This is a genomic window from Tabrizicola sp. (assembly GCF_041919135.1).
Classification (GTDB): domain Bacteria; phylum Pseudomonadota; class Alphaproteobacteria; order Rhodobacterales; family Rhodobacteraceae; genus Tabrizicola.
The window spans coordinates 39,010-48,981 of sequence record NZ_JAYRUJ010000001.1 but is presented as its reverse complement, the minus strand read 5'-3'; the positions used below and the strand labels follow the sequence as shown (position 1 = coordinate 48,981).

10 protein-coding genes are annotated in these 9,972 nt (G+C 67.7%); 1 reads left to right on the top strand and 9 read right to left on the bottom strand.

The window, feature by feature from the left end:
- Positions 1–537: NAD(P)H-hydrate dehydratase (locus ACE3UA_RS00225; protein WP_374641295.1), on the top strand; the 537-nt coding region annotated here is incomplete at its 5' end.
- Between the two features lie 27 nt (positions 538–564).
- Here the strand turns inward: ACE3UA_RS00225 and ACE3UA_RS00220 are convergent.
- The 9 genes from ACE3UA_RS00220 to ACE3UA_RS00180 form a co-directional block, all read right to left on the bottom strand.
- Positions 565–2,007 (bottom strand): mannitol dehydrogenase family protein, encoded by a 1,443-nt coding sequence (locus tag ACE3UA_RS00220; RefSeq protein WP_374641293.1) that lies wholly within the window; start codon positions 2,005–2,007, stop codon positions 565–567.
- Between the two features lies 1 nt (position 2,008).
- Positions 2,009–2,776 carry an L-iditol 2-dehydrogenase gene (locus tag ACE3UA_RS00215; RefSeq protein ID WP_374641291.1) on the bottom strand — a complete coding sequence of 256 codons (768 nt, stop codon included), beginning with the start codon at positions 2,774–2,776 and terminating at the stop codon, positions 2,009–2,011.
- Positions 2,773–3,762 carry an ABC transporter ATP-binding protein gene (locus ACE3UA_RS00210; RefSeq protein ID WP_374641289.1) on the bottom strand — a complete coding sequence of 330 codons (990 nt, stop codon included), beginning with the start codon at positions 3,760–3,762 and terminating at the stop codon, positions 2,773–2,775. The genes ACE3UA_RS00215 and ACE3UA_RS00210 overlap by 4 nt, the downstream gene beginning before the upstream one ends.
- A gap of 7 nt (positions 3,763–3,769) precedes the next feature.
- Positions 3,770–4,600, bottom strand: coding sequence for a carbohydrate ABC transporter permease (locus tag ACE3UA_RS00205; protein WP_374641287.1), 831 nt, complete (start codon positions 4,598–4,600; stop codon positions 3,770–3,772).
- Position 4,601: 1 nt separating this feature from the next.
- On the bottom strand, positions 4,602–5,474 hold the full coding sequence (locus tag ACE3UA_RS00200) for a carbohydrate ABC transporter permease (RefSeq protein ID WP_374641285.1): 873 nt from the start codon (positions 5,472–5,474) through the stop codon (positions 4,602–4,604).
- Between the two features lie 165 nt (positions 5,475–5,639).
- Positions 5,640–6,950 (bottom strand): sugar ABC transporter substrate-binding protein, encoded by a 1,311-nt coding sequence (locus ACE3UA_RS00195; RefSeq protein ID WP_374641283.1) that lies wholly within the window; start codon positions 6,948–6,950, stop codon positions 5,640–5,642.
- Positions 6,951–7,055: 105 nt separating this feature from the next.
- Positions 7,056–8,012 (bottom strand): sugar-binding transcriptional regulator, encoded by a 957-nt coding sequence (locus tag ACE3UA_RS00190; RefSeq protein ID WP_374641281.1) that lies wholly within the window; start codon positions 8,010–8,012, stop codon positions 7,056–7,058.
- A complete protein-coding gene (locus ACE3UA_RS00185) occupies positions 8,009–8,716 on the bottom strand; it encodes an HAD family hydrolase (protein ID WP_374641279.1) in 708 nt (235 codons plus the stop codon). The genes ACE3UA_RS00190 and ACE3UA_RS00185 overlap by 4 nt, the downstream gene beginning before the upstream one ends.
- Positions 8,717–8,719: 3 nt before the next feature.
- Entirely contained in the window at positions 8,720–9,856 is a 1,137-nt protein-coding gene (locus tag ACE3UA_RS00180) for a serine/threonine-protein kinase (RefSeq protein WP_374641277.1), read from the bottom strand.
- Positions 9,857–9,972 lie beyond the last annotated feature (116 nt).

The window sequence follows — 9,972 nt, the reverse complement described above, 5'->3', positions numbered from 1 at the left end:
GAAACAGGCCGGGCTTCAGACCGGCACACCCCGCCCCGACTCGTCCTCGACGCCGACGCCTTGACGATCCTGTCGCAACACCCCGACCGTTTCGCCGCCCTGCATGAGGGCTGCGTCCTGACGCCCCATGCCGGGGAGTTCGCGCGGCTGTTCCCCGACATCGCGGCGAAACTCGCCGCCCCGGCCAATAAAGGCCCGGCCTACAGCAAGGTCGACGCCACCCGCGAGGCCGCCGGGCGGGCGGGCTGTGTGGTGCTTTTCAAAGGGCCGGACACGGTGATTGCCGACCCCGCGGGACGCGCTGCGATCAACTCCGCCCACTATGACCGGGCGGCGCCGTGGCTGGCGACGGCGGGGTCGGGCGACGTTCTGGCGGGGTTCATCACCGGACTGCTGGCGCGGGGGTATTCGCCCTTCGATGCCGCCTGCAGCGGGGCCTGGCTGCATGTGGAATGCGCGCTGTCCTTCGGGCCGGGGCTCATCGCCGAGGACCTGGCGGAAGAACTGCCGAAGGTGTTCCGGGCCCTGGGGATGTGAAGGTGCGCTGTAGCGCACCCTACGCGCTTAGCCGATGTAATCCTTCAGCACCGCCGCCGTGCCCCGCGCTCGCAGCGCCTCCAGCGCCCGGGTGAAGGCCGCGACAAAGCGCGGGTGGTCGACCAGATCGCCATAGATCGGCTTCATCTGCAGCCAGACGCGTGGGATCTGGTTCGCGGCGCGGGCCTGCGCCTGCAGGTAATCCCAGTTCGGATCGTTCGGCGCGATCGCCGCCCCGCTGTCCGTCATCCCCTGGCAATAGCGGCACCAGAGCGCCGAGACCAGCGCGAGGCCCTCGACCCGGCCGCCCGCCGCCAGCGCGTCGCGGATCGAGGGGATGATGAACTTCGGCTGCCGGTTCGAGCCGTCAAGGCAGAGGCGGCGTTCGGTATCGGCGACCTCGGGGTTGCTGAACCGCTCGACGATCAGCCGGTAATAGGCGCCGAGGTCGGTGTCGGGGACGGGCGGCACGTAAGGTATGATCTCCTCGCGCTCCACCCGGTCGAGGAAGCCGCGGATCAGCGGATGCGCCATCGCCTCGTGGACATATTCGATGTCCATCAGCCCGCCGGGATAGGCGATGGTGGCATGGCCGCCGTTCAGGATGCGGATCTTCATCATCTCGAAGGCGTGGACATGCGGGGTTAGGGTCACGCCCGCTTGCTCGAAGGCGGGCCGTCCGGCGGGGAAGTCGTCTTCCAGCACCCATTGCCGGAAGGGCTCGCAGGTCACGGGGACCGGGTCGTCCAGCCCGAAGGCGCGGGCCATCTCGCGTTCGCGCGGGCCGGTGGCGGGGGTGATGCGGTCGACCATGCCGTTGGGAAAGGCGACCTGCGTCTCGATCCAGCCGGCAAGCGCGGGATCGGAGAGGCGGGCGGTCCCCGCCACGGCGGCCCGCGTCACCGCGCCATTGCCCGGCAGGTTGTCGCAACTCATCACGGTGAAGGGCTGCACCCCGGCCGCCCGCCGCGCCTTCAGGGCCGCGACGATGGCGCCGAAGGCGGTGCCGGGCCGATCCGGGTTCGCGCCGTCATGGGCGATCTCGGGCGCGCGGGGGTCGAAGCGGCCGGTCGCCGGGTCGATGAAATAGCCGCCCTCGGTGACGGTCAGGCTGACGATGCGGATCTCGGGCCGCGCCATCGCGGCGATCAGCGCCGCATTGTCGGCCTCGACCGGCAGGAAGTCGATCATGCTGCCGATGCGGCGGGCCGACTTGCCCTTCGGGTCAAGCTCGATCACCGTCGAGAGGCAGTCCTGCGCCTTCAGCGCCGCGCGCATCCTTGCGTCGCCCTCGCGCACGCCGGCGCCAAGGATCGCCCAGTCGTGGCAGAGGCCTTGGGCGAACAGGTCGTCGAGATAGACCGCCATATGCGCGCGGTGGAAGTTGCCCAGCCCGATATGGACGATGCCGGGGGTGAGTTTCGAGCGGTCATAGGCGGGAAGGCGGGGGGCGGGAAGCTGCGGTGTCATGTCAGGCCATCCAGTTGCCGCCGTCCACGCCGAAGCACTGGGCGACGATGTATTTCGCTTCCGGCGTGGCGAGGAAGATCGCCATTCCGGTCAGATCCCGTGCGGTGCCCATCCGGCCGAAGGGAACGGCGGCGCCGACCTCGCGCTTCTTCTGGCCGGGGATCTTGCCCTCGTAGCGGGCGAAGAAGGCGTCGACGCCGTCCCAATGCTCGCCATCCACCACGCCGGGGGCGATGGCGTTCACGTTGATTCCGTGCCGGATCAGGTTCAGCCCCGCCGACTGGGTGAGCGAGATCACCGCCGCCTTGGTCGCGCAATAGACCGCGACCAGGCTTTCGCCGCGCCGCCCGGCCTGGCTAGCCATGTTGATGATCGTGCCCTCGCCGCGCGGGATCATGTGGCGGGCGGCGGCCTGCAGGCAGAAGAGGGTGCCCGCGACATTGACCGCAAAGAGCCGGTCATAGTCCTTTCGCGTGATCTCGGCGATGGGAGCGGCGCTGAACAGCGCGGCGTTGTTGATCAGGATGTCGAGCTTGCCCATCCGGCGGATCGCCCCGGCGAAGCCCGCGTCGATGCTGGACTGGTCGGTCACGTCCATCGTCACGGCATGGGCCCTGGGCCCGAGGTCGCGCGCAGCGGCCGCCACGGCCTCGGCATTGAGATCGGCGAGGGCGACCTCGGCCCCCTCGGCCAGATAGGCGCGGGCGAATTCCAGCCCGATGCCGCGCGCGGCGCCGGTGATCAGCGCGGTCTTGCCCGAAAGCCTCATAGCGCCAGCCCCTGTGCGTCGAAGCGGTGGATCCTGCCGGCCGGGGCCAGCCGGATCCGGTCGCCGTGGCGGGCGTGGATCTCGCCCGGCGCGCGGACGGTGAGGGTGCCGATCCCCTCGACCGCGACCTTCAGGAAGCTGTCCGAGCCGAGGTGTTCCGACAGGCCGACGACGCCCTCCCACGGGCCGTCGCCGACGCTGATATGCTCGGGCCGGATGCCGATGGCATGGGCGTCGTGCTTGGCGGCCTCGGCCCCTTCGATGACGTTCATCTTCGGGCTGCCGATGAAGCAGGCGACGAAGAGGTTGCGCGGGTGGTTGTAAAGCTCCAGCGGCGCGCCGACCTGTTCGATCCGGCCGGCGTTCAGCACCACGATCTTGTCGGCCATGGTCATCGCCTCGACCTGGTCGTGGGTGACGTAGATCATCGTCGTCTTGAGCGACTGGTGCAGCTCGCTGATCTCCTGCCGCATCCCCACGCGCAGGGCGGCGTCGAGGTTCGACAAGGGTTCATCGAACAGGAAGGCCGCCGGTTCGCGCACGATGGCCCGGCCGATGGCGACGCGCTGGCGCTGGCCTCCCGATAGCTGGCCGGGGCGGCGGTCGAGGTAGCTTGACAGGTTCAGCACCTTGGCGGCGCGTTCCACCCGCTTGTCCTGTTCGGCCTGGTCCATCCCGGCCATCTTCAGCGGGAAGGCGATGTTCTTGCGCACCGTCATGTGCGGGTAAAGCGCATAGCTCTGGAACACCATCGCGAGGCCCCGCTTGGCCGGCGGCAGGTTGGTCGCGTCCTTGCCGTCGATCTCGATCGTGCCCGAGGTGGTATCCTCCAGCCCCGCGATCAGGCGCAGGAGGGTGGACTTGCCGCAGCCCGAGGGGCCGACGAAGACGACGAACTCGCCGTTCTCGATGGTCAGGTCGATGCCGGGGATGACGTCGACTTCGCCGAAGCTCTTGCGGACCTTGGTCAGTTGGATCTTGCCCATCGTTTCCTCACTTCACCGCGCCGAAGGTCAGGCCGCGCACGAGTTGCTTCTGGCTGAACCAGCCAAGGATCAGGATCGGCAGGATCGCCATCGCGCTGGCCGCCGAGAGTTTCGCGTAAAAGAGGCCCTGCGGCGCCGAGAAGCTGGCGATGAAGGCCGAGAGCGGGGCCGCCCTGGTGGTGGTCAGGACGATGGTCCAGAACGCCTCGTTCCAGGCGAGGATGATGTTCAGAAGCATGGTCGAGGCGATGCCGGGCAGGGCCATCGGCGTCAGGACATGGACGATCTCGTTCCAGAGCGAGGCCCCGTCCATCCGCGCGGCCTCCAGGATCTCGCCGGGGATTTCCTTGAAATAGGTGTAGAGCATCCAGACGATGATCGGCAGGTTCATCAGCATCAGAGCGATGACCAGGCCGAACTTGGTGTCGATCAGGCCAAGCCTTTGAAACAGGAGGTAAAGCGGGATCATCACCGCCACCGCCGGCATCATCTTGGTCGAGAGCATCCACATCAAGAGGTCCTTGGTCCGCCGGCCGGGAACGAAGGCCATGGCCCAGGCGGCGGGCACCGCGACCAGCAGGCCAAGGAGCGTGGAGCCGACCGAGATCACGACCGAGTTCCAGAAGAAGCGCGGATAGTCCGACCGCGCCCAGACCTCGGCATAGTTCTCCAGCGTCCAGTCGGCGGACAGGAACTCGGGCGGCATGGCGACCGCGCTGGGTTCGGTCTTGAAGCTGGTCAGGATCATCCACAGGACCGGGAAGAAGATCAGCAGCGCGACGAACCAGGCGGCGACGGTGGTGATCAGCTGGCGGCGGGGGGACAGGGCGCGGGCCATTTCAGTTCTCCAGGTTCCGGCCAAGGCCGCGCATCAGGAAATAGGCCACGATGTTCGCCAGGATCACCGCGATGATGCCCCCGGCGGCGGCGCGGCCGATGTCCTTGGCGGCGATGGCCTGCTTGAAGATCATGTAGGGCAGGGTGGTGCTGGCCGATCCGGGGCCGCCCTGGGTGGTGGTGAAGATCTCGCCGAAGATGCCCAGCAGGAAGATCGTCTGGATCAGGATGACCACGGTGATCGCCCTTGTCATGTGCGGCAGGATGATATGGCGGAAGCGGGAGAAGGGACCGGCGCCGTCCATCTCGGCGGCTTCCAACTGCTCGGAGGACAGCGATTGCAGGGCGGTCAGCAGGATCAGCGTGGCGAAGGGCAGCCATTCCCAGCTGACGATGCCGATGACCGAGAGCATCGGATACTGCTCCAGGAACAGGATCGGCTGCGCCCCGAAACCCCGCGCCACGGCGGCAAACAGGCCGTTCTGGGGGTGCATGAACAGGTTTTCCCAGATCGAGGCGGCGACCGGCGGCATCACGAAGAACGGAGCGATCACCAGGATGCGCAGGAAGCCCTGGCCCTTGACCGGCTGGTCGATCAGCAGCGCGATCAGGATGCCCAGGACGACGGTGATGACCAGCACGCCGCCGACCAGCGCCAGCGTGTTCCACAGGGCCAGCCAGAAATCCGGCGAGTCGAAGAACCACAGATAGTTGGTGACGCCGGTCCAGCCGGTACGGTCAGGCGACAGGAGGCGATAGAAGCGGAAGGAGTAATACAGCGTCATCGCCAGCGGCACGACCATCCAGATCAGCAGCAGGACCACCGACGGCGCCACCATCATGCGGGCGGCAAGGCGGCTGGATTGCGTGGACATGGGCGGGCCTCCCGGACTCAGCGACCGATGCATGAAGGATGCGACGCCAGGGGCACCGCGCAGGCGAAGAAGCAGGCTTTCGTTACGGGGGGCGGCTTGCAGGCGAGGACGCCCGCAAGCCGAAGGTGATCCCGGGGGCAGGGGAGTCCGCCCCCGGGGTCGCCGTCACTGGATGTAGCCTGCGGCCTTCATCTCGTCGGTGACCAGCGTCTGGGCTTCCGCCAGCGCCTCGTCCGCCGTCTTCTGCCCGGCCAGCGCCGCCGAGAAGATCTCGCCCACCGATGTGCCAAGGCCCTGGAATTCCGGGATGGCGACGAACTGGACGCCGACGTAAGGCACCGGCTTCACGGTCGGGGCAGTCGGGTCGGCCGAGTTGATGCTGTCGATCGTCATCTTGGCGAAGGGCACCTTGGCGTATTCCTCGTTCGCGTAAAGCGAGGTCCGCGTGCCCGGAGGCACGTTGGCCCAGCCTTCCTTGGACGCGACGAGGGCGAGGTAGTCCTTGTTGGTCGCCCAGTCGATGAAGACCTTGGCGGCGTCCTTGGCGTCCGAGGAGGACGGGATCGCCAGGCTCCAGGCCCAGAGCCAGTTGCCGCGCTTGCCGAGGCCGTTGTCGGGGGCGAGCGCGAAGCCGACCTTGTCGGCCACGGTGGAATCCTTGCCGGTCACGAAGGACGCGGCAACGGTGGCGTCGATCCACATGCCGCACTTGCCCTGCTGGAACAGCGTCAGGTTCTCGTTGAAGCCGTTGTTCGAGGCACCCGGAGGACCATAGTTGTTCATCAGGTTCAGGTAGAAGTCCAAGGTCGCCTTCCATTCCGGCTGGTCGAACTGGGGCACCCAGTTCTCGTCGAACCAGCGCGCGCCAAAGCTGTTGGACATGGCGGTCAGGAAGGCCATGTTCTCGCCCCAGCCGGCCTTGCCGCGCAGGCAGACGCCATATTGTTCCTTGGACTTGTCGGTCATAGCGGCGGCGGCCTTCTCGATGTCGGCCCAGGTCGGCGCGTCGGGCATGGTCAGGCCGGCGGCTTCCATCAGGTCCTTGCGGTACATCACCATCGAGGATTCGCCATAGAACGGCGCGGCGTAGAGGTTGCCGTCCACGGTCAGGCCGCCGCGGATCGCCGGCAGAAGGTCGTCCACGTCATACTCCGCGGGCAGGTCGTTCAGGCTTTCCAGCCAGCCCTGCTTGCCCCAGATCGGAACCTCGTAGGTGCCGATGGTGATCACGTCATACTGGCCGCCGCCGGTGGCGATGTCGGTCGTGACGTTCTGGCGCAGGACGTTCTCCTCCAGCGTCACCCATTCGACCTTGATGTCGGGGTGCTTGGCGTTGAAGTCGTCCATCAGGCCCTGCATCCGCACCATGTCGCCATTGTTCACGGTGGCGACGGTGATGGTGGTTTCGGCCATGGCCGCGCCCGACAGCGCAACCAGAGCCGTCGCGCCGAGAAGCGCGCGTAGCGTCGTGGTCATGGTTCCCTCCCTGGGTCAGCGTATGAGCAAATCATCGCCTTATGGGTAAATGCTCATACATCGACCGGAGTCGTCAAGCCCCCACTTCCGCCGCGATTGCGAAGGTCAGGCGCGGGACAGGAGTGCGCGGGCGGTCGGCTCGTCGGTGACCAGGCCGTTGATGATGCGGGATTTCAGGGCGGCGAGGATCGCGGGAACCTTGGATGCGCCCGCAGCAATCCCGATCGACGGCCGCGCAAGCCCCGGCGCGACCCGCACCCCGCCGGTGCGCCGGTTGGTCCCCAGGTCCAGGTAGCGCCCCTCCGAGTCGAAGACCCAGCCGGCCACCTCGCCCGAGGCGCCGGCCGTCTGCATCTCGTCCAGTTCGGCCCGGGTGACGAAGCCATCGGCCAGCAGGGGGGCGTCGTTCGACATCTGGCCGACGCCGACGAAGACCACATCCGCCGCCTCGGCCAGCGCCACCACCTTGCGGACCGGGGGCAGGCGGTGGAAGGCCTCGTTCTCCTCGGGCGTGGGGCTGATCACCGGGACCGGCATCGGGTAATGCGGCGCGCGGACCTTGTCGGCGATCCGCATCACCACGTCGAAGAAACTGGCCGAGCCATCGGGGGCGATATTGCCGATCAGGCTGACCAGCCGGTGCTGGGAGGCCTCGATCTCGACCATGGCGTCGACCATGCCGCGCAGGGCGCGTCCCGTCCCCAGCGCCACGACCAGGGGTTCGGTCATCCGCAGGAAACGCTCCAGTTCGGCCGCCGCGGCCGGGGCGATGGCGCGCACCGGGTCGGCCCCGGCGCCAAGACCGGGCGCGACCCGCACCCGGTCCAGCCCGAAGCGGTCGCGCAGGCTTGCCTCCAGTTCCAGGCAGGCGCCGATCCGGTGGTTCAGCCGGACCTGGATCAGCCCTTCGGCCATGGCCCGGCTGACCAAGCGCTGGGCGCGCTGGCGGCTGATGCCGAGTTCGGCGGCGATCTGGTCCTGGGTCATGCCGCCGACGTAATACAGCCAACCCGCCCGCGCGGCGTCGTCATGCAGGCTGGGTTCGGCGTCGGGGCGGCTCATCCGGGTCTCCGCAGGGCAGGGGCAGGCGTGAAGAAATCGGCAAAGTCATCGAAACGCCGGTCGGGCGGCGGATCGGGCAGGAGATCGGGCGGGGCGCCGCCGACGCGGAAATGGCTGCCGCCGGTAAACTGCCAGACCTCCATCCCGGCCGCCTGCGCGGCGCAGAGGCCGGTCAGGCTATCCTCGATCACCAGGCTGCGGGCAGGATCCGCCCCCATCTGCGCGGCCGCGAACAGGAACAGGTCCGGCGCGGGCTTGCCGTTCCGCACCTGGCTTGCCGTGTATAATCGTCCGCCCACCCGTTCCGTCAAGCCGGTCAGCGCCAGCGACATCTCGACCCGGCGCGGCGAGGAGGAGGTGGCGACACACCAGGGTACCCCCAGCGCATCCAGCACCGAAATCACCCCCGGCATGATCCGCAGCCCCTGGCGAAAGCCCTCCAGCAGCCGTTCACGATAGTCCTCCTCGAACGAGGGCGGCAGGTCCAGCCCGAAGTCTTGCCGGATCGTCGCCATGACGGTGGGGTAGCTGCGGCCCAGGAAATGCCGCGCGACATAGGCAAGGTCGATGCGCACCCCAAGCCGGGCCAGTTCCTGCACCAGCATCCGCGCCGAGATGATCTCGCTGTCGATCAGCACGCCGTCGCAGTCGAAGATGACCAGGTCGAACGCCTTCGGGCCGGATCCTGCTGCGGGCGCGGGCATGGGTCAGCTCAGGAACCAGAAGAACAGGAACGCCGCGCCGACGAACAGGCCAGCCAGGGCGGCCAGGAGGAAGCCGAGGAAATAGCCGGGCCTGTTCGCAACGAAGCGGTCGAGCTTTTCGGAAATACCCGGCTGCGCCGACTGCTGCGGGTCCAGCACCAGGCCTGGCTCGGGCAGGCGTCGGGAGGGGGCGGCCGCTTCCCCCTCGCCCTGGCGGATCAGCTCCAGCCAGTCGGCGGCGGTGGCGATGCGGTCCCTGGGCAGGACGCTCACCGCCTTGTCGATGCTTTTCAGAAAGCCGGGGGGATAGCCCGCGAAGCGCCCGGCAAGCGGAAGGTAGGGATCGCCGATGCCCTCGGCCACGCGGGCCAGGCGGCGCTGGCTGTCGGGCGGGGGCTGGCCGGCGATCAGCATGTGAAAGGTCGCGCCGAGGGCGTAGAGGTCGCTCCACGGGCCCTGTTCGGCGCCGGTCAGGTAGAATTCCTGCGGCGAGTAGCCCTCCTTGACCACGCGCCGTCCGGTCAGGACCCTGGTCGCGCGTGTCGTCTGCTCGCTGGCCGCGCCGAAGTCGATCAGGATCGGGTTGCCCTGCGGGTCGACCAGGATGTTGTCGGGCGAGATGTCGCGGTGCAGCATCCCCGTCTGGTGGATGAATTCGACCGCGCTCAGCATCTTCTTCAGCATGGTCACGATCTGGCCCGGCGCGAAGGCCCGGTCCGTCGTCTCCATGATCGCCTGCAGGTCGCGCCCGTCGATGAAATCCAGCACCATGTAGGCGGTATCGTTGTCCTCGAACACCTGATGCACACCGACGATGTTCGGATGGACCAGCCGGGCCAGGCTGCGGGCCTCGGCGATGAAATTCTCGACGAAGCTGCGCAACTCGCCCTGGTGCTTGCGCGACCTTGGCCGCACCACCGAGGTCGAGCGGCGGCAGAGCGTGTTCGGAAAGCATTCCTTGACCACCACCGTCCGGTCGAGCGAATCCTTCGCCAGATAGGTGATCCCGAAGCCGCCGCTGTTGAGAAAGCCCAGGATCGTATAGTGGCCGTCCAGAAGCGTCGTCCCCGGCTTCAGGTCGTCGGCGAAGACGTCGCCGTCAGGCGACAGGTCATCGGAGTCGCGGGACGCGTGTTGCATGGAAGGCTTTTCCGGTCTCGGTCTTGCGGGCAGAGTTCAGCGGATCAGGCGTAGGCGGGCAGGAATTGCATGTCCCCCCGGGCGGGAGCCATCCTGGACATAGCTTTCGCAGGATC

What these genes read in the sequence shown, in the direction of transcription:
- ACE3UA_RS00215 (WP_374641291.1), bottom strand. Translation starts at nt 2,776, where the DNA reads ATGAGGCTTTCGGGCAAGACCGCGCTGATCACCGGCGCCGCGCGCGGC.
- ACE3UA_RS00200 (WP_374641285.1), bottom strand. Translation starts at nt 5,474, where the DNA reads ATGTCCACGCAATCCAGCCGCCTTGCCGCCCGCATGATGGTGGCGCCG.
- ACE3UA_RS00180 (WP_374641277.1), bottom strand. Translation starts at nt 9,856, where the DNA reads ATGCAACACGCGTCCCGCGACTCCGATGACCTGTCGCCTGACGGCGAC.
- ACE3UA_RS00190 (WP_374641281.1), bottom strand. Translation starts at nt 8,012, where the DNA reads ATGAGCCGCCCCGACGCCGAACCCAGCCTGCATGACGACGCCGCGCGG.
- ACE3UA_RS00185 (WP_374641279.1), bottom strand. Translation starts at nt 8,716, where the DNA reads ATGCCCGCGCCCGCAGCAGGATCCGGCCCGAAGGCGTTCGACCTGGTC.
- ACE3UA_RS00210 (WP_374641289.1), bottom strand. Translation starts at nt 3,762, where the DNA reads ATGGGCAAGATCCAACTGACCAAGGTCCGCAAGAGCTTCGGCGAAGTC.
- ACE3UA_RS00220 (WP_374641293.1), bottom strand. Translation starts at nt 2,007, where the DNA reads ATGACACCGCAGCTTCCCGCCCCCCGCCTTCCCGCCTATGACCGCTCG.
- ACE3UA_RS00205 (WP_374641287.1), bottom strand. Translation starts at nt 4,600, where the DNA reads ATGGCCCGCGCCCTGTCCCCCCGCCGCCAGCTGATCACCACCGTCGCC.
- ACE3UA_RS00195 (WP_374641283.1), bottom strand. Translation starts at nt 6,950, where the DNA reads ATGACCACGACGCTACGCGCGCTTCTCGGCGCGACGGCTCTGGTTGCG.